General features: G+C 58.8%; 14 protein-coding genes. 6 read left to right on the top strand and 8 right to left on the bottom strand.

Going from position 1 to position 19,032, the window contains the following annotated elements; translation table 11 throughout:
- The first annotated feature begins 74 nt into the window (after positions 1–74).
- Together IPM54_45415 and IPM54_45410 are read left to right on the top strand one after the other, a co-directional pair.
- The gene (locus tag IPM54_45415; GenBank protein MBK9267004.1) at positions 75–842 is read left to right on the top strand and encodes an STAS domain-containing protein; all 768 of its coding nucleotides are present in this window, start codon (positions 75–77) and stop codon (positions 840–842) included.
- 179 nt (positions 843–1,021) lie between these two features.
- Complete coding sequence (locus IPM54_45410; protein ID MBK9267003.1) at positions 1,022–1,372, top strand: antibiotic biosynthesis monooxygenase; 351 nt, start codon at positions 1,022–1,024, stop codon at positions 1,370–1,372.
- A gap of 37 nt (positions 1,373–1,409) precedes the next feature.
- Here IPM54_45410 and IPM54_45405 read toward each other — a convergent pair whose 3' ends face one another.
- Positions 1,410–2,519: a hypothetical protein gene (locus IPM54_45405; GenBank protein MBK9267002.1), complete on the bottom strand. Its 1,110-nt coding sequence runs from the start codon at positions 2,517–2,519 to the stop codon at positions 1,410–1,412.
- A gap of 82 nt (positions 2,520–2,601) precedes the next feature.
- Between IPM54_45405 and IPM54_45400 the strand changes: the two genes are divergently transcribed.
- Positions 2,602–3,918, top strand: a complete 1,317-nt coding sequence (locus tag IPM54_45400; GenBank protein MBK9267001.1) for a hypothetical protein — start codon at positions 2,602–2,604, stop codon at positions 3,916–3,918.
- A 102-nt stretch (positions 3,919–4,020) separates the two neighbouring features.
- On the opposite strand, the gene IPM54_45395 is transcribed toward IPM54_45400, so the two are convergent.
- From IPM54_45395 to IPM54_45375, 5 genes are all read right to left on the bottom strand, one after another.
- The gene (locus IPM54_45395) at positions 4,021–4,719 is read right to left on the bottom strand and encodes a methyltransferase domain-containing protein (protein ID MBK9267000.1); all 699 of its coding nucleotides are present in this window, start codon (positions 4,717–4,719) and stop codon (positions 4,021–4,023) included.
- 8 nt (positions 4,720–4,727) lie between these two features.
- Positions 4,728–7,361, bottom strand: a complete 2,634-nt coding sequence (locus IPM54_45390; protein ID MBK9266999.1) for an AAA family ATPase — start codon at positions 7,359–7,361, stop codon at positions 4,728–4,730.
- A 102-nt stretch (positions 7,362–7,463) separates the two neighbouring features.
- Complete coding sequence (locus tag IPM54_45385; protein ID MBK9266998.1) at positions 7,464–9,767, bottom strand: TonB-dependent receptor; 2,304 nt, start codon at positions 9,765–9,767, stop codon at positions 7,464–7,466.
- The gene (locus IPM54_45380; protein ID MBK9266997.1) at positions 9,752–11,170 is read right to left on the bottom strand and encodes an HTTM domain-containing protein; all 1,419 of its coding nucleotides are present in this window, start codon (positions 11,168–11,170) and stop codon (positions 9,752–9,754) included. Before IPM54_45380 ends, IPM54_45385 begins: the two co-directional genes overlap by 16 nt.
- Entirely contained in the window at positions 11,163–12,419 is a 1,257-nt protein-coding gene (locus tag IPM54_45375) for an imelysin family protein (GenBank protein MBK9266996.1), read from the bottom strand. The genes IPM54_45380 and IPM54_45375 overlap by 8 nt, the downstream gene beginning before the upstream one ends.
- Positions 12,420–12,638: 219 nt before the next feature.
- Here IPM54_45375 and IPM54_45370 point away from each other — a divergent pair, with 219 nt between their 5' ends.
- The 3 genes from IPM54_45370 (at position 12,639) to IPM54_45360 (ending at position 16,003) form a co-directional block, all read left to right on the top strand.
- A complete protein-coding gene (locus IPM54_45370) occupies positions 12,639–14,183 on the top strand; it encodes a hypothetical protein (protein MBK9266995.1) in 1,545 nt (514 codons plus the stop codon).
- A 200-nt stretch (positions 14,184–14,383) separates the two neighbouring features.
- A complete protein-coding gene (locus tag IPM54_45365) occupies positions 14,384–15,037 on the top strand; it encodes a hypothetical protein (protein ID MBK9266994.1) in 654 nt (217 codons plus the stop codon).
- A 96-nt stretch (positions 15,038–15,133) separates the two neighbouring features.
- On the top strand, positions 15,134–16,003 hold the full coding sequence (locus IPM54_45360) for a serine/threonine protein kinase (GenBank protein ID MBK9266993.1): 870 nt from the start codon (positions 15,134–15,136) through the stop codon (positions 16,001–16,003).
- Here the strand turns inward: IPM54_45360 and IPM54_45355 are convergent.
- Complete coding sequence (locus IPM54_45355; protein MBK9266992.1) at positions 16,000–17,358, bottom strand: hypothetical protein; 1,359 nt, start codon at positions 17,356–17,358, stop codon at positions 16,000–16,002. The genes IPM54_45360 and IPM54_45355 overlap by 4 nt on opposite strands.
- A 29-nt stretch (positions 17,359–17,387) precedes the next feature.
- Positions 17,388–18,716 (bottom strand): hypothetical protein, encoded by a 1,329-nt coding sequence (locus tag IPM54_45350; protein ID MBK9266991.1) that lies wholly within the window; start codon positions 18,714–18,716, stop codon positions 17,388–17,390.
- Positions 18,717–19,032: the final 316 nt, after the last annotated feature.

Genomic DNA, 19,032 nt, shown 5'->3' with positions numbered 1-19,032 from the left:
ACTTCACGAACGTGCGAACGTCGCGCTTGAAACTCGCGAGCAGTCACCGTATGTAGCGTCTTGGAGCAGATCGAATGACGGAAACCCCGGAGGAACCCGGAGTCGCGGTAGATGAAACGCGGGTCGAGCGAGTGCTCGAGGCGTTGTCGTTGGCATCCGTAGGGGCGTTCGAAGAAGCGATCGCTCTCTCCGGCGCGCTCTCCGAGGACCGTTTCGGTGCGCTCGAAGAAAGCCTTCTGGTGCTCCTTCGCGAGCTCAAGCAAACGCGCGAAGAGCACGACAAGGCGATGAGCGATCTCGAGGCATCGCGCCAGGATCTCGAAGTGCAGCTTCAGACGATCGAGCGTCAGCGCATCGCGATCCGCGAGCTCAGCGTGCCCATCATCGACGTGTGGGACGACATCATCACGCTGCCGCTCGTGGGCGCGATCGACAGTGCACGCGCCTCGGAGATGACCGAAAAACTGCTGCAACGCATCTCGGAACGCGGTGCGGATTATGTTTTGATCGACCTCACGGGTGTCGACATCGTGGATACGATGACCGCCGCGCACCTCGTGCGTCTCACGCATGCTGCAAAGCTTCTTGGAGCGCGTTGTGTGCTCACGGGTGTGCGTCCCGAAGTGGCGCGGACGCTCGTCGAGATTGGCGTGCATCTCGGTGGTCTCATGACGCTTCGCACGTTGCGCGACGGTTTGCGAGCGTGTCTTGCGATGCGTTCGGCAGATAAGCGTTCGCTGCGTTCATTCAAGAAAATTCGGCGAGCGAAGGATCAGGCTGAAGAGAGCGGCCGAAACGCCGCACCTGTCGACGACAAATCTGCGGCGACGCCGGGCGCCTGAGGCGCATCGAGATCTGTCGTCCGGTACGCGGCCGCGTTTGCAGCGCCGAAAGAAATGCTACATGAACGCTGACGATGCGAGTCGACGGCGAGCGGACACGGCCATGGTCACTTCCGGCAGTGCCGCGAAACCGCGAGTAGCATAGGCGCCGAGCAGGCATCCGACCGGGGGGTAGGATCATGAGCGAAATCCAAGTCGTTGCGAAATTCGCCATCAAGGACGGCAACCTCGACGAATTCAAACGTATTGTCGGCGAAGCAATGGCCATCGTTCGGGAAAAAGAACCGGAAACGCTGGCATACGATTGGTTTTTCGATGACGACGGCTCGACCAGCGTCGCCATCGAACGGTATTCGGGATCGGCGGCACTTTTGCAACATCTCGGCCACTTGGGTGGCCATCTTGCCGAGCTCTTGAAGCTCTCCAGCATGACCGTCGAAGTTTACGGCATCATACCCACCGAGATAGCCAAGATCATTACTCCATTTGGAGCAAAAATATTCGTGCCGCGGTTTCGAAAAGGGAATTGAGCACCATTGGGGTTCTCGTTGACATTCGGACGACGCGTCAATTCAGTTTGACCACCGAAATGTTGTCGAAATCGACGCGCCCTGGGTAGTGGGCGCTGAGCCAAACGACGATGCGCCGTGCTCCGGGCGGGGCCACGACGTCCCACCAGACGACTTGCCAATCGTAATCGTTCAGGTCGGCGCTCGCCGGTTTGGGATTTTTCACATCGCCGAATACGCTGTCATTGCCGTCGAGCCATTGCGCGCCGATGTGAAACCACGCGGCAGGATTTACCGTATTGCCTTGCGAGCGCGCAGCCGTGCTGATGCGGTACGTCGCTCCCTCCTGAATCGTATTGTAATCGCTGAAAATTTGCACGGCGTAACAATCCCATTGCCCGCGAGCATCCACGGCAAGCGCATTGCCACCACAACCAGGCGCTGCCGTCGTCAAAAAGACGTGGCTGTCGGGCGCACCCGATCCGAGGCATGCGCCCGGCGCCCCAGGATCGCGCACCTGCCAATAAGCGGGAGCCTGACCATTCATTCCTTCTTCGAATGTCGTATGCGCGAGGATGTTGCCCGGCAATGGATTGCAAAGATCCGTTGGACCCATCGGAGCATCGGGTGGCGCATCGACTCCACCATCCATCGGCATCTCGCCACCTTTCACGTCGACCATCAATGTGCGATAAACGGTATTCGATGGATCCGCTCTGAATATCAATTGAGTCGTACCGAGCGGCAGTGGCGGCGCATTCCAATGCCATGCAAACGGCGCCATTGCACTATCGACTCCACCGAACGTAGCTTGCACGAGCCCATTTGGCGTACACAGATCGACGCCCACGTTCGTATGCCCCGTCTGCGCGTCCGCGACACGAATGGTCAATGCATCGATCGTCGTCAATACCGTAGGCTCGACGCTCATCGACGTGACTGCACTGTCGACATCGGACACGACGCACGCGGCGGACGGCCCCGGAGGCTCCGCATTGCCTCCCGCCCCGCTGCTCGACGATGCTGACATGCTGGAACTTTGCGCTCCGCCTGCACCACCGCTTCCGGCAAAAGCGCCCGAGCCGTTCTGTTGCGTGCCATCCGAACATGCGAACGATACGACTCCAGCAGCAACGAGGCATCCAGTGCCAAAAAGAAGACGTTTCATTGATCGAGAGTACATGAAATCGTTGAGGAAACAGATAAAATAATGGTTGACCCAACGCTTGGAATGCATGTACGCATCTTCCATGCGCCACACGATTTTATCTTTGGTCATTGCAGGCTTTGCGGGCATGTCCTTCGCCACGGGCGGTTGCGTTGCGGACACCGAAACGCTCGATGGTGTCGATACGAACGTGGACCCGCTTGCACAATCCAACATCGACATGGCCGATTACGTCATTTCGAAGTGCGATGCCCCCGCGGGCGGGTGGCAGATTGGTTCCGAGCAGTTCCGCGTGATTCCCATGGGCATCCAGAACGGCGTCGGACGATTCGTCATCGTGAAAAGCACGAGCGGCGATGGCTTCGAAGAGTGGTCGATTGAAAAGGATTGGTTACGCATCCGCACCGACACGACGTGGGCATACGAGGAAACGCCGGGCGGAGCGTGGTGTGACGTCAAATGTGGTGACAATGCGCCGGGAACGTGCCAGCAGCGCTGGAACACGAATCCAAACGACCCGCGCAATGGGCTGAATCCAACATCGCCGTGGGCATATACGATTTATCAGGAGCCAGGAAAAACCGGGGTGGGCGCTCGTTGGATTCAGCGAAAGCTTTCGCTGGCGGTTGGTGGAACGACCGAATTCACGACGCAAATGGAAATCAAAGGGGCCGAGCGCAATACATGCAATTCGTGCGCGGTCAACTTCGGCACCAAGCCCGGTCAGAGCGTATCGCGCCGGGTCCAGGCGCGCCGGTATGCGAATTGGAAAGGTTTTACCGACGTCGTGCACTTGACGGTATTGTCGGGACCCGGGGCGGGCGAGCAATATTTTTATGCGCGCGGGCAAGGCTGGATCGGATTCAACGACCGCGTAGCGACGCACAAGGTATCGAATACCGTCCTCCCGACGTCTTCGTGTGCAGGATTTCAACAAGGAAGCATTTGCGCAGTCGTCGGCAAATCCGACGGCTCGTCGCCTCCACCGCCACCACCACCACCGCCGCCGCCTCCACCGCCTCCACCGCCGCCTGGAACGTGCGAATGTCGCACGGACGTCGACAATTATTGCCTTTACCCCAAATCGACGCCGAATTGCGCCATGACTGCGCCCGGTGGGTATTGTGATCCGAATGGCGACGGGAACTTCAACGATGCTGATTGGGTAAAAGGGTACAACGAATACCACGCCAATTGTCCGGACAATCCACCACCGCCGCCTCCGCCGGGACAGTGTGAATGCCGAACCGATGTGGACAACTTCTGCCTATACCCACCCAAAACCACCAATTGCGCCATGACGCACCCGGGCGGATACTGCGACCCGAATGGCGACGGAAACTTCAACGACGCCGATTGGACAAAAGGGTACAACGAATACCACGCAGCGTGCCCTTGAAGTCAACCCGCCAGCGGTCTCTGCCCCCACAGCACGCGTGTATCCACGAAGCGTAGGATGCGCATCGACACGAGGGGCCGGCTGCGAGCTTCAATCCCCAAATCAAGCCGACTCGGCAATTCCGTAGAGCCCCAGCCCCGAAAGCGTCGTTTCACACGCAAGGGGCGTGAGTCCGGCGTTGGCATACACGGACCTGAACCGATTTTCGTCGAATCGCCCATACGTGCGCGAGTAAAACCGCCACAATGTCATTGCTAAGACAAACCGAGGGTCTTCGGTGACTTTTCCGAGCACTTCCATTGGAATCAACGTATCGAACGTGTCGACGTTCGGCTCGAGAAAAGCGCATCGCCCTCCGGGGCGCAGCACTCGTCGCACCTCCGCCAGCACGCGCTCCGGCTCCGGCAACAAATACAAAAAGCTATGCCCCGTGACCGCATCGAACGAGTGATCACCAAAGGGTAATTGCGTGGCATCGGCCCGGACAAACTCGATGCGATGACCGTTGGGCTCCACCTTTTGCCATTGCTCCGCGAGAAAAAGCATCATGCGGCTGAGGTCGAGCCCCACGATATCGACATCGGGCACTCGGTCCAGCATGCCGAATGCGCTTATTCCGGGACCGCAACCCAGGTCGAGAACCCGATGGCCAGGTTTGACGGCGGCACGATCGGCCAAATCCGCACAATGCGCTCGCCACGAAGGCGCGCGGGTCATGAGCGCGTAACCGAGCGCTCCTACCTCGAACGTGGCAGCCGACAATGTGTGTTTGACTTTTCCGACGAGATTCATGGCGTCCATGGGGCCCCTCAACTCGCTTCGGCGGCATCCTGAACGTCGTCGATTGCGTCGACGACGATTTGCCCATCTTCTACCGACAAGAGAGCAACCGAACCCGACGGCAATTCACCACGGAGAATCATCTCCGCAATGGGCGCTTCGACGTGCCTCATGATTGCTCGTTTCATGGGGCGTGCTCCAAGCCCCTCGTCGAATCCACCTTCCGAAAGGAGCACGTCGATCACGGCTGGCTCGACGTCCAGCCGAATGCCCCGTTCGAAGAGCGATCGGCCCAATTTTCCGAGCAAGCGCCGCGCAACTTCTTCCACTTCGGTCTTTCCGAGCGGCCCGAACACCAGCACTTCGTCGATACGATTGTACAGCTCCGGAGGAAGCGCCGACCTTGCAGCATTCAGCATGGCTGATTCGAGTTTTTCCCCAGAAACCTTGTTCGTCGTTCGAGAAAAACCCACGGCCCGTTCGGTCTTCAGCGCCATTGCTTCCGCGGCGCCAATGTTGCTCGTCATGACGATGACCGTATTCGTGAAATCGACTCGGCGCCCGCGTCCATCGGTCATTCGCCCCTCGTCGAATACCTGCAGGAATGCTTCGAGCACGTCGCGATGAGCCTTTTCAATTTCGTCGAGCAAGATGACCTGGTACGACCTGCGTCGCACGGCTTCCGTCAATTGTCCGCCCGCTTCATGGCCCACGTACCCCGGTGGAGCGCCGATCAATCGAGCCGTCGCGTGCGCTTCGCTGTATTCGGACAAATCCAGGCGCGTCATTGCATCGGCCGAATGAAATAGCGTGTGCGCAATGGCTTTGGCCGTTTCGGTTTTTCCGACGCCCGTAGGACCCAGCAGCAAAAACGTGCCGAGCGGCCTTTCGGCTCGAATGCCGGCCGCATTTCGTCGAAGAACGCGGGCGATTTTGCCAAGCGCTGCCGTATGCCCCACGACCGATTCCGCCAAGTGTTTTTCCATATTGAGCATGCGGTCGCGGTCGGTTTCCAAAAGGCGTTCTTCCGGAATGTCCGCCAAGCTCGCGACGACCGCTGCAATTTCCGCCGGACCCACGGGCGAAACGCGATTGCGCCCCGCACGCCGGCGCACGCGAGCGCCCGCGGAGTCCAGAATGGAAATGGCTTTGTCCGGCAAGGCTCGGCCGGGCAAATAACGCATCGACCACGAAATGGCCGAAGCAATGCCTTCGTCGGTGTACGTCAATTGATGATGCGCGCCCAGCGTTCGCGTCACCTGCTTGCATAGCAAGAACGCCGAATCCTCGTCCGGCTCTTCGATGAATTGCACGGAAAATCGCCTGGCCAGCGCAAGATCCGTTTCGATGTTCTTGCGGTATTCCTCGGGCGTCGTTGCTCCAACGATACGAAGCTCCCCGCGAGCGAGCGCCAGTTTCATTTCGGCCGTTGCTTCGTCGAGGCCGCCCGTGAAGAGCTCGTGAATTTCATCGAAGAAAAGCACGACCTTGCGCCCGCAATCTCGAGTTTCGCGCAAAATCGTCGTCATTCGTTCCGCAAGGGCTCCGCGCGTGCCCGTGCCCGCGACGAGCTCGGATACGGTCAATTCGACGAGCAGGCGCGCCGTCTCCGGTTCGCGATTGCCCTCTTCCGCCAATCGCAAAGCAAGACCCCGCACGACCGAAGTTTTCCCAACGCCGGCGGGGCCGATGAGCAAGCAACTGTTTTGGTTTTTCTTGGCCAATGCATCGAGCGTTTCGTCAATTTCGAGCTCGCGCCCAATGACCGGATCGATTTCACCGAGCGCCGCCATGAGCGTGAGGTTTTTTCCGAGCGTCGAAAGCGTCGGCGCTTTGGCTCGATCGAGCGCCAGCGGATGCACGCCACCTGCGCGTGCTGCAAGCGGCGCCAAGGTTTGTCCAAGGAGACGATCCTTGTCGACCGGTTTTGCAAGCGCGGACAACGGAACGGGGACGGCCGTTGCGACAGGCGGAGTTGGGCTCGCCGATGCAGGATGCGTCGGGGCCGGGTTTGTCGAGGCCGCAGGCGGCACGGAAGGCGTTTTCGCGGTCGTTCGTTCTGGCGCTCGTGAAGGCGGCGGAAACAGCGGCACGGTCACGCCAGCGCCCAAAGGCCGTTTCGGGGGCGACATTGCAGCCGGTTTGTCCAGCTCAACGCGCTGAGACAGGCGCGTCGACAATGACGAAGGTTCCGTTTTCGAGGTTTTTCCGGTCGACGCTCCAGCGTTCAATCCACGCCGTGCAGCGACGACGCCGAGCGAAAGTTGCATCGCGGCGGTGCGCAGCCTCGCGGTGTCCACGCCTGCTTGCATGAGCGCTCGATACGCCGCGGACGAGCGGTCCGCCAAGAGCGCGAGCAACAGATGCAGCGCGTTTGGCTCGCCAAACGGCGCTCGCTTGCCGAGATCCCGCGCCGCAACGGTGGCTCGCGCCAGCGGATCGGGACTGTCTTCATCGAAAGATCGACCTGCCTTGAGCAGCGTTTCCGCATCGAGCCTCCGCTCGCGAAGCAGCTCGCCCGCTTGACCCTCGCGCGATGCGATGGCCGCAAGCAGATGCACGCTCGTCGGCCGTTCCTTGCGCGATGCTGCGAGGTCTTGCGCAAGCTTGCGCAACGTGACGAGGTCGGCCTGCGAGCCGGTTTGCGAGCGGAGAGTCGTCATGGTCGAGAGGGGGTCGCATGCTCCGACGCTCGGGGGCAAATTTTTTGCAGGTGAGTTTTTTGTTCCGCTGGGTTGTGTAAGTTGCGTTACGCAGAAATGTGCTCAAAATTCGGCTTTGGCGCCGATTTGTATCCATCGAGGCGCGCCGGGGCGTGCGCCATAGGGACGTCGCGAAACGATATAGGCCGCGTCGAGTAGGTTGCGACCGACGCCGTACAGCGTGAGCCAACGCAGGATGCGGACATTTGCGGATGCGTCGAGCAAGAAGAAGTCGTCGGTGGCGTATCCTTCGGGGATGTCGCCTTGGCCGGCGACTTCACGCATTTTGCCCGTGTACGTACCGGAAACGTTGACGCCCCATTTCTTCATTTCGACGCCGATGGAAGCGGTCAGTTGATGCGCTGGCACGTACGGAAGCTCGTCTCCTGCTCGGACGTTGCCGAAAATGGGATCCGCCGATTGAAAATCGGTCAGAAATCGCGCATCCGTAAAGGTGTACGAAAGCCGTCCCGGAACGAAGAGACCCTTTTTGACTTCGAGCTCGCTTTCTGCATACGCTTCGAAGCCCAGGACGCGCGCCGTGCCGCCATCGGATTGCTGATCCAAATTGTCGAGCACGCATCCGGTGGAGAACGTGCAAATGTTCGTCAGGTTCCGGTAATCATTGTAAAATCCAACGATTTCGGCCCGGAAGCGGCGCGGCGAATAACGGACGCCCGCTTCGTAATTGGTGCTCTTTTCCGGTCTGACGATGTCGTTTTGCCCCGGCGGGACGGGGGAAAACCCTTGGTGCACGCCTGCAAAAAGGCCGATGTCTCGCGGCAATGCAAGAAATGCTCCCGCACCCGGAACGATGACCTGCTGGATGGTCAAGTCCTTTACGCCGGTCGTGCGATTGTCCATTTCGCTTCGAATGGATTCCAATCGTGCGCCTGCGGTGACGGTGAGCGGGCCCCAGGTCATTGCGTCGATGGCATGCATCGAATAGGCAATGGTGTTCGCGTCATTGTCGGCGGTCGTCTCCGTCGGCCGCCCTTCCGGAACGAGCTCGTTGCCTTGGACGAGAAAACCGTCCTGTGTGTGGAGGCGCCTGATGGAATCGTAATGAAAACGCAGCCCGTATTCGATGCGGTGTTTGATGGGGCCGGTTTTTTTGCGCATCGTGATGGCGCTTTGAATGCCCTGCGAAACGAAACGCCTATCGTTTGGCCCGACGAGCAACGTTTCCGCATCGGTGCTCGGGGCAATGCCGCCGGTGAGAACGCCATAGAAAACTGCGTTTCGAGGATCGTCCGGATTGCGCAATACGTCGACGATCGACGCGCCGCGAAAACCATTCACCTTGCGCCAACTGCGATGCAAATCATGGCGGTAAGCCGTGCTGACGATATCGACGTCTCGACTGAGCTTCGCGCGATGCGTGAGCTGGAATTGCGTCCGATGATATTCCATGCGATCGAGCTGGCTTGCACCATAACGACGATATGGGCTGGCGCGAAAGTCTTCGTCCGTGAGCCCGAGGTACGTTTCGTTGGAGATTTCGCCGGAATAACCCAGCTTGATCTCGAATTCGCTGATGGGAGCAAAGACGGGGCCGAGGACGTATCGGCCTTTCAGCATGATTTCATTGCGGGCAAACCCCGTATCGCCGCCGCCATCGAGCTGTTTGAAGCCGTCGTTGGCCAAATGTGCCGCTTCGATGAGAATACCGTAATGGTCGTCGGCGAGCCCTTGCTGCAAGTGCACCTTGCGATGCATGAATTGACCCACGGAAATATCCACGAAGCCGCGGCGTTCGGAAGGAATGGGCGCCGTGACGAGGTCAATGGCGCCGCCGACGGTGTGCGGCCCATACGTGATTGCGGAGGGACCTTTGATGACCCGCACCGATTGCATGCGCATCATCAGGGGGAAGAAATATGCCGCCGGGGCCGAATAAGGTGCAGGACCAAAAAGAACACCGTCCTCCATCAGTGTGATCTTTTTGCTTCGATCGGACAGGGCGCCGCGAATGCCAATGTTCGGACGCAATCCGAATCCATCTTCACCACGAACGTACACGCCGGGGACCGAATTCAATACCTTGTGAGGATCGTCGTTCTTGAATCGGCCAAGCTGTTTTGGCGAAATGACGTGCGCCGAACCGCTGGTCTGTTTGACTCGAGTTCCAACGACGGAAACGTCGAGCGGCACTTCAGGCGCGGATTTCGGCTCTTCCGGCGGTGCCGCTTCTGTCGCAGCAGCATCCGCCGGCGGTGCAGGCGCAGCGGAAACGTCGATTGCTGCTTCGGGCGCTGCTTCGCCCTCGGGTTTTGGCGACGCGTCTTCCGCAGCCGACGCCAATTCGGCGAGCGCAAGAAGAGCCAGCGTGGGAAGAATCGAACGTCGAATCAACGATGGTGCCATGCGACGGCCTCGAGGTGAATGGGGGGATCGACGGGACTGGGCAAGATCCACGATGCCTTGGCAAGTCCGTCTTCGATGCGAGCGAGATCGACATTGGGGTCGATGAGCAATTGAGCAGGTCGCCCATTGAGAGATACGAGCGCGTGCACGCGAACGATGGGGCGCACGCCTTCACGCGCCTCGAAATCACGCGCAATCCAATGAGCGACGCGCAAAATGAGGTCGGGCTGCGTCGAGTAATCACGCTCCTGGCGGCTGTTCAAGTATTGCCGCGGGCTCACTTCGCGCGTTCGGCCCGTCTGCGGGTTCGTTACCGAATAAGTGACGCTGCCGTTTTTCTCGCGCAACATCACGCGCCAGGAAAAACGCATTCCTTGCTCGTGCCAAAGGACGTTGCCTCCATAAAGGTGCGTTCGCAAGGGCCATGCGACCTGGAATGCACAATAACAAGCAGCAACTGCGACCAGCGCTTTTCCGAAAATCGTAAAGCGCGGAACGTTTGGCAGAGCGACTTCGGGAATTTGCACCTTGCGGCCGAATACGGCGAGCACCTTGCGCGGCCAGCTCGGCGAGAAAAACACCAGCGCCGAGACGACCATGATGAACGGGAACATGCCGATCGGAAAGAGCGTCTTCGTCGCGATGTGGAAGAAAATGACGACCAAATACGCAAAGAAGCGCGTTTTGGGCACGAGCAGGAAGAAGACGATGCTCAGATCGAAGAGGCATCCGGCCCAGCTCATTGCATAAGCAACCCAGCGTTCACCGAGCAGCGGTCCCACGACGGGAAGATATGTGCGCGACGAAAGCCATAGATTGAGCGGCTGCGCATGAAGGAGCCAATCCGAATTCACTTTGGCGAGCCCGGCGAAGAAATACACCGTGCCCACTTGAAAACGCAGGAGGTACGTGCACCACGCTGGAAACGTCAGAGTTTTATGCTTGGGGAAAAGCAGCGCGTCCACCGAATACGCACGATGGAGCGGCATGAAACTCATGAGAAACGCGACGAGACTCACGAGGTAGTAGTGATTGAGGTAGTTCGTGACATCGATGAGCTGGACGAACGTGAATGCCACGAAGAAGGTGACGATGGCCGCGCGGTAAAGAAATCCCATCGCCACGCAGGCGCTCGTCACGGCCAGCGTGACGAATAGCGCGTGCATACCTCGAGAGGAGAGGGGAGTGATCCAGTCGAATCCCCAATACTGCAAGAAATGATGCGGCTGCGTGAAGAGTTGGTCCACCCAACCATACGCCATGAATCGCAGGGCGCTCACGAATCCGAGCATTCCAAAGCAGAAGCGAAACGCTGCGAGCGCTGCCGCGTCCGTGGGACGAAGCAAAATGCGCGCAAGCTTGTCGAAACGTCCCTCGGGAGCCGAAGTTTGCGCTTCAATCATTGTCGCCCTCCACGTGTTGTGGCGGTTCGAGGTCCAGGATCGATACGAATTCAGTTTTCAACAAATCCGTGATGCTCTTGACGGCCGCGTGCAGCGCCAAAACGCTCGAGGGGTCGTTGGCGAGCGCTACGGCCAAATCGTCCTGAGGCACGGCGTCCGCCGCTGCAATGGCCAGGTCGACGTTGGTTGTCAACTTTGTCGCAAGGGACCCCGCGCCCGAGGCCGTGAGCAAATCGTCAAAACCAATGTTGCCGCCCGCATCGCACCCGCTCAGGAGCATGCGAAACCCGACGAGGTTATTGCGAATGTGCGTCCTCGATCGCCCGGCATAACGAGATTCGACGGCCTCGGGGCACGACGCAGCGTCGCAATCCATGATCCCGAGAGGTCGTGCTAGCTTCAAGTCCTTCAATGGCTTTTCCATGTAAAACATGGCGTCGCTCACTGCATTGAGGGCCATTTGTTCGGTCGTGTAGACCGAACCACTCGACCCAGCGCCCAGGAACTTTCCAATGAAGTTACCGCCGTCCGCGCGCCATGCTTGTTCGAGCGCACGCGCCGAATTCGCGACCGACGTGGCGATGGCGGAGGCATAATGCGCCTTGCGCAAAGCGAGCTCGTCGGTGCCGAGCGCCGCCCAATCTCCGGATGCATTGATGTTCGTCGATGGGCTGCACGCATTGTCGCTGCCGCCATAATAGAGAAGATATTCGGCTGCGGCGAGACCTCGCATGTTGACCAGCACAGCCGTGCCGAAATCCGGATTTTCGTAGGACTTCGAAACGATGTTTTGCTCGACCAAGCAGCGGCTGACGAGAGGCCACGAATAAATTTGATCGCGGAGAGATTGACCTCCTGGCGTATTGCTTGGAGCCGCGGGGCCAAATTGAAACAATTCGGCCTGTTGCCAGACATCAATGGCTTTCGTCCAGGCCAAACGCGCTGCTTCTCGTGCAGTCGGGTCGTTTTTTGCGGCGATTGCAGCCGTGTCGAATTCCTCGGCGGCTTTGCGGAAGGATGCGAGCAGGTCGAGTTGACAGGCGGCGACGGATTGGAGCAGCGCGCCTCGCGTGAGAGAGGGTCCTCCGCTGGATGACGTTCCGCTGCTGGTCGAAGTCGAGGGAGGGGGATCGTTGCGGCCCGTCGAGTAATAAGCGATTCGCTCGCAACTTGTGATGGCGCCAACGCCCGCAAACAACGGGACGAGTACCCAGGCGGCCTTGCGATCGACAACGGTGCTTTTTGTCACATCCACTCCACTGCCCTCAGGGCGTTCGAATCGTGGGACGAGTCTTAACGAACTTGAAAACTACTTTCAAGTTCAAATTTCAGTTTCTTGCTTGACAACTGTCCAAGCGAAAGGTATTCCCTGCGCTTGTTGAAAATGCCTTTCATTTTCCTTTTCGATAACGTCACCGACAAAGCTACAAAAACATACTCAAACACACGAAAGCATAGGTACACCTACATGAGCGGACATGTCTTCCTCGTTGGCCCCCGCGGCGCTCGATCGAGCCGCGTTCTTGCAACCGTCCTTGGCATCGCCGGACTCAGTTTCGCCGCCGGATGCGATGACGGAACGACCACCACCACAACATCCAGCGGGCAATCATCCAGCAGCTCGAGCAGTGGCAGCACTGGAGGTATGGGCGGCGAAGGCGGAATGGGCGGCGGTGGAATGGGCGGTGGAGGAGGAATGGGCGGCGGTGGAATGGGCGGTGGAGGAGGAATGGGCGGCGGCTCATCCGAGGCAAAGCCCGTTATCGTCGCCCTTTCCGAAAATGGACACGACCGCTTCTTGGGCGTCACGCATGATTCGCAAGGAAATATCTATACAACGGGTATCGTCTCCGATGGCGCCGACGCTGCCGCGGATTTTGCGACGATCGTTGCGAAATTCACCCCCGCTGGCGAGCTCGATGAGGCGTTTGGCACCAAGGGTATTGCCACGCATAACATCATCGTCGGCAAAGGCGGCGAAATCGCTCGCGGCATCGTCGTGCAATCGACCGGCAAAATCGTCGTCGCGGGCACCGTAGAGCATGATGGTGCGGCCGATGAACGAGATCGCGACGTTGCCGCGCTTCGCTTCAATACCGACGGGACGCTCGATACGACGTTCGGCACGAACGGCGTCGCCATTCTCGATCTGAGCGACGGAGAGCTCGTGGGGACCACGTACGTTGCTGATACGCAATGGGGCCTCAATCTCGCAGCCAACGACAAACTCGTCATTACTGGTGCGCAAAAAGCGCCCGGACGCACGGACCTCGATTTCGCCGTCGTGCAACTCGACGCGGACGGCAAGTTGGATACCACGTTTGGAACGAATGGCGTGACGCTGGTCGATATCGCCCTGCAAGGCGCGAGTCCGAAGAGCGCGACCATTCTCGGCGATGGAAGCATCGTCATGGCGGGATACACGCGCGACATGGATAGCATCGTGAGCCCCGTCCTCTTCAAGCTCACGCCGGCGGGACAGCTCGATCCGACATTCGGCGCGGGCGGCATTTTCAATCAAATCGTGCTCGGTGCAGTGACCGAAGCGTATGCGGTAGCCTTGCAAGGGACGAATTTCGTCACCGCGGGGTATGGCAGAAACAGCGCGGCGGATTCGCTGGATTGGATCTCATTGCGCATTGGGGCAAACGGAACGCTCGATACGACGTATGGCGAAAGCGGCGTCGCCAAAGTCGACGTGGCGGGATTCAACGACAATGCCCGTTCGCTCGTCACGCTGCCGGACAATCGACTTTTGCTCGTGGGCGGCGGCAGGTCGACGATGGACGATTCCAATGCAACGGTCGGCGTGCTGATGGCCGATGGCAAAATCGATACCACCTTCGACGCCAAGGGGGTCAAGACGTACGACCTCGGGGGCGCATCCGACTTTTTCTGGGGCGTTTCCATGTCTCCAGACAAGAAGACCGTCGCCATCGTGGGCGCCAGCGGAAATGCCGCGGGAATGGGCGACGATGACGCCGCGATCATGCTGATGCCCGCATCGCTTTGATGGGGGACGGGCTCATTCTCTAGAGCTCGACACGATTTCCTGCCGATAAAGTCGTCATCGCCAAAATTGCCATGCTTTGGGGCTCTTCCTTTGCAGAGCCGAAAGCATGACGTTCCCGAGCGCTTGCCAGCGGCCGCTCGCTGTATCATGTCCCCAATGAATCGAAGGATCGGGTTGGCCGACCTGGGAGGGGGTGTGCCATGGCGTCGCAATTCGTCATTTCGGCGATCGCGATTGGGCTTCCAATCATTTTGGCGGGAGGCGTTTCGCAGGCGCAGCCCATTACGCCCGTTGCAGCTACGACATCGGCGCCGGTATGCTGGAAACCGGCCCAAAGTCGCGGCGTGGGCACACTTCCCACGATATGCGCGGCGGGTGAAGAGCTCAGCAGCGGTTTGTGTTATCCAATCTGTAAATCCGGTTATGCCGGCGAAGGCCCCGTTTGCTGGTCGAAATGTCCCGCCGGCACGGAAGACATTGGGCTTTTTTGTCGTCGCGGCGCGCGCGTTACGCCCAAGAAATCGCAGGGGCGGGGAGTTGGGAAATTGCCCGAATGCCGTAACGAACGCGATGCCGGCCTCTGTTATGACGCATGTCCGCCGGGAAAAACTGGTGTCGGGCCGCTTTGCTGGCCCGCGTGCGAGGGACGATATGCAACGAGTTGCGGCGCCCTTTGCGCGGTATCTTCCGAGGCTTGTGCCAAAGCCGTTGCTGAAATGACGGCGCGAGGGCTGCTCGTGGCTGTCGAAGCGGTGATTACGCAGCGAATCAATCCTCAGGCATTGGCGGATCTGGCCCGCGTATTCGCATGGCCCGTATGCGAGCAGCGCGAAGGGCCTGGTGTCAGGCAGTAGTTCCCGCGCGTGAGAGTCGCTCGCGTGATCAAGCTTGACGCCTTGGTTCGGTCATGGCAGGGCTGAATTTGGCGCTTGGCGCCCGAGGAGGCTCTCATGTTCGACGTCGGCGACGTCATCGACGACCAATATCGACTCGTACGACTCATTGGCGCAGGCGGTCAAGGTTCGGTATTCGAGGCTGAGGACTTGGAAATCGGGGCGCCGTTTGCCATCAAAGTCCTCAATCGAGAATTCGCGATGGATGTGGAGTGCGTGAGGCGCTTGCGGCGCGAAGCTCGCGCGATGGGAATGCTCACGGGCACGGCAGCCGTCCAAATTCTTGCCTTGAATCATGCCAAGAGTGGCCAGCTCTATCTCGTGATGGAGCTTTTGCGTGGGCAGGATCTCGAGCGTTACATCAACCAGTTCGAAGCGCGTGGGATGTTCATTCCGGTGCGCATGATGCTGGAGGTATTATCGCCGGTCGTCGAGACGCTCGAAGTGGCGCATGGGCGCGGTATCGTGCATCGAGATATCAAACCGGCCAACATTTTCGTGCTCGATTCTGGCATTCGTGGTCGTGTTCGCTTGGTCGATTTTGGAATGGCGAAGGACCTTTCGTCGCCCGCGCAGCTCACGCAAGAAGGGGTCGTCGTGGGATCGCCGTCGTACATCCCGCCTGAAGGATGGCACGGAAAGCCGGGCATGATCACGCATTCCGCTGACGTGTACGCGCTGGGCGCGCTCGTGTTTCGAATGTTATCGGGCCGGGTGCCGTTTCATGGTGCCGATTTGGTGGACGTCATTCGTCAGGTTGCTCGGGGACCGAGGCCCAGTTTGCATGCGAAACGTCCTGATTTGCCGAAGATTATGGATCCTTGGGTGGCGCGTGCGCTTGCCATTCACCCGCAAGAGCGTTTTGGTTCGGTGCGCGAATTATGGGATGAATTGATTGCGATTTTGAGGCCAGACGACATCATTTAGGGGGCGAACGTCGATACGAATACCTCGAGCGGCCCCTCGTGGTTCCAATCATTCCAATTGGGATCGCTCGGATCCACGACGGAGCCAACGACCGCAATTTGCCCGGTGCAAGCCACCGCAACGTCATGCAGCATCTCCGACGTTGGTCCCCCAATGCTCCGCGCCCAAGTTTCGTTGCCATTGGCGCCGAGTTTTACCAAGTATACATCGTCTTCGCCTGCGCTCGTGAGTCCCGCCCCCCAAGGTTCGAGCACATCTTTGAATTGCCCAGCGAGGATCACATTGCCTGCACCATCGGCTTCGACGTGCGGCGCTGCGAAAAAGTGGCGCCTATGCCGACCCGCCGCATCGAGCTCGAGTAACAAATGCTCGCTGCCCGACTCAATGACGAGCGGACCCGTTCCGACGTCGACGATATCCTCGTAAGATCCCACATGCCATATTTTTCCCAAACCATCGACGGCGACCTGCAATCCCGAATCCCATTCATGGCTTCCGAACCGCCTCATCCAGCGTGCGCGTCCATGAGGGTCGAATCGCGCAAGGAGCGCATCGGTGCCTCCATCGCTCGCGGCTGCGACGCCGTCGACATTGATGGCACCTTTCAAATCGCCGGTGAGCAAAATATCGCCATCCGGTGCGGCCGCGAGATCATTCACGATGCTATCGACTGATTTTGTTATCGCTTTTGCAAATAGGGTATTGCCAGCATTGTCGATTTTCGCGAGGAAAATATTGCCAACTGCGCCGATGGGTCCGAGGCCCAGGTTGAGATTTCTCCCTTCGTAACGGCCTGCAATGAGCAAGTTGCCTTCCCAATCGACCGCTGCAGCAGTCAAATACTGGTATTCGCCGCCGATGTATTTGTGCGCGAAGCCCTCGACGCCATCGGCATCGAGCTTCACGATGAAAAACGACTCGAGCGAATCAATCGCGAGGTAAACGTCTCCGCTTGTGGTCACGCCCAGGCCACGAAGCATTTCATCATTGAAGTTGCCGAATCGTTTGCTCCATAGCACGTTGCCGGCCCGATCGAGCTTTGCGGCGAATACATCGTAGCCGCCTGCCGAAGGGAGAACACCATTACCTGGATCGACGGAACCTCGGAACGACCCCGCGACAATGGTATTGCCGGACGCGTCCACGCCCACTTGGAGCTGCGCTGTCCGCCATTTTGTATCGACGACGAACGTGCGCGTTTGCACGTGCTCGCCCGTGGCAGGTCCGACCTCGGGGCAAAGCAATGGCGGCACTTCAATTTCGCCCGTGTCCCGCGCCTGCTTCGGTTCCGAGCACGCGCCCATGACAAACGCCATCTTTCCCATCACGATGAGTGTCATGAATCGTCGTCGCATTGGGTTCTCCTTCGACGAGGCAGAAATCGTCATGGGGACACTTTCAAAATGAATCCGGTTCGACCGGGACCGCCAGCGAGCGCATTTCCATCGAATTCGAGCTCTTCGATAAAGGAACCCGTCACGAAACCATTGCCATGTGCGTCCACGGCAATACCATGGGCCGCCTGAAATGCTTTGCCCCAGCGATGATTCCAAAGCAGTTGTCCGTCGGGAGCAAATTTCGCGAGAAAAACACCGTCGAGGGCGCCTCCGAGCAAAACGTGCCCCGCAGAATCCACCGTTATGCGCGGCGATACCTCGCCGACATATTTGCGAGCGAAGAGGGGTTGGCCGTGAGGGTCGAACTTTGCGAGGTAAAAGCCGCCTGGTGCGGAGAGCAATTCCCCGCCAAAATCCAGATCGCCCGAGAAGGCGGCAGTAAGAAAAATGTTGCCACGATCGTCGATGGCAAGATCCGGGGCCTCCTCGTGGAGTTTGCTGCCAAAGCGCAGGGCAAACCGGGGTTCACCGTTCTTGCTGATTTTTGCAATGAACGTGTCCGTATCACCCGCGCTGTTCAGCACGGTCGAGCCAAAATCGATGCTATCGTAGAAGGAACCGGCAATCACCACGTCTCCGGTATCATCCACCGCAATGCTGCGGACATGCTGCGGGTTCATTCCTGGAAACGTCTTGCTCCAAAGGACATCGCCGCCCGAGCTCAGCTTGAGCAAAAAGACGTTGCCCGCCCCGACGTGAGCGTCCGTGCCAAAATCGATCGATCCAATGAATTCCCCCGCTACATAAATATTGTTTGCATCGTCGACGGCGACGGCGCGCCCATCCGCCTTGGGTGCACCCGGGAAGGTGCGCACCCACAGAACCTGCCCGGTGGGGGAAAGCTTGACGACCAAAACATCGTTCGATCCCACTGGCGCAATCGGCCCCGCGCCAAAATCGCTCCAGCCGATCACGGTTCCAGCGACCAGAACATTGCCCTGAGAATCGGAGGCAATGCCGCCTTTGTCCCATATTCGCGATTCGCCGAAGTGCACGCCGAAGCGGAATTTCGCTTCTGGTCCGAGCCCGACGACGAATAGGCCATCCTCTGCGATGGCAGGCGGGACCGTCAATCCGCCCGCAACACCGATTGGGCCTGAAGCATATCCTGCTGCGGCGATATCTCCGGAGGGGGCCACGGTCACCGCATGGCCAATCACGTATTTACCCGTGATTGCGTGACTCCAGATGGGCGTTCCCGTGCCCGTGGGGCGATCTTGCGCATCCGTCGATGAATCCGTTTTTGCCGAATCCTGGCATGCAGGCAATACCGCGAGGCTCATGGCCAATACCAATGCATGCAAGACGGATCGCATATTCCCCCCCTCGTTTCACCGAAGCCAATACAAGAAGATAGGAGAAAGGCGCAAAGCCACTCATCCCATATACCAAAATTTCGACCACACTTCTCGTGGGCGGTGCAGAGACTACGTCTTTGCGCCTTGGCGTCTTTGCTCCTTTGCGTAAATTTTTTCCGTTGACGAGCGTTCAGCCAAGCATCGCTGCGCCACTTCACCTAGCTTACTCGGCTATTCGATTTGCACCAATCATTCGCATCGCTCGGCCGCGATGAGATGGAAGATCGAAGTGGGCGGAAGCAGAATCCGCAATGCGACCGAAGCTGCGATGTAT

This window comes from Polyangiaceae bacterium, from assembly GCA_016715885.1.
Taxonomy (GTDB): Bacteria; Myxococcota_A; Polyangia; order Polyangiales; family Polyangiaceae; genus Polyangium.
Note: the sequence above shows the minus strand (reverse complement) of the source record. Positions and strands in the feature narration are given on the sequence as shown.

Coding starts and splice junctions, on each gene's coding strand:
- IPM54_45415 (MBK9267004.1), top strand. CDS start 75: ATGACGGAAACCCCGGAGGAACCCGGAGTCGCGGTAGATGAAACGCGG.
- IPM54_45410 (MBK9267003.1), top strand. CDS start 1,022: ATGAGCGAAATCCAAGTCGTTGCGAAATTCGCCATCAAGGACGGCAAC.
- IPM54_45405 (MBK9267002.1), bottom strand. CDS start 2,519: ATGAAACGTCTTCTTTTTGGCACTGGATGCCTCGTTGCTGCTGGAGTC.
- IPM54_45400 (MBK9267001.1), top strand. CDS start 2,602: ATGCGCCACACGATTTTATCTTTGGTCATTGCAGGCTTTGCGGGCATG.
- IPM54_45395 (MBK9267000.1), bottom strand. CDS start 4,719: ATGGACGCCATGAATCTCGTCGGAAAAGTCAAACACACATTGTCGGCT.
- IPM54_45390 (MBK9266999.1), bottom strand. CDS start 7,361: ATGACGACTCTCCGCTCGCAAACCGGCTCGCAGGCCGACCTCGTCACG.
- IPM54_45385 (MBK9266998.1), bottom strand. CDS start 9,767: ATGGCACCATCGTTGATTCGACGTTCGATTCTTCCCACGCTGGCTCTT.
- IPM54_45380 (MBK9266997.1), bottom strand. CDS start 11,170: ATGATTGAAGCGCAAACTTCGGCTCCCGAGGGACGTTTCGACAAGCTT.
- IPM54_45370 (MBK9266995.1), top strand. CDS start 12,639: ATGAGCGGACATGTCTTCCTCGTTGGCCCCCGCGGCGCTCGATCGAGC.
- IPM54_45365 (MBK9266994.1), top strand. CDS start 14,384: ATGGCGTCGCAATTCGTCATTTCGGCGATCGCGATTGGGCTTCCAATC.
- IPM54_45360 (MBK9266993.1), top strand. CDS start 15,134: ATGTTCGACGTCGGCGACGTCATCGACGACCAATATCGACTCGTACGA.
- IPM54_45355 (MBK9266992.1), bottom strand. CDS start 17,358: ATGCGACGACGATTCATGACACTCATCGTGATGGGAAAGATGGCGTTT.
- IPM54_45350 (MBK9266991.1), bottom strand. CDS start 18,716: ATGCGATCCGTCTTGCATGCATTGGTATTGGCCATGAGCCTCGCGGTA.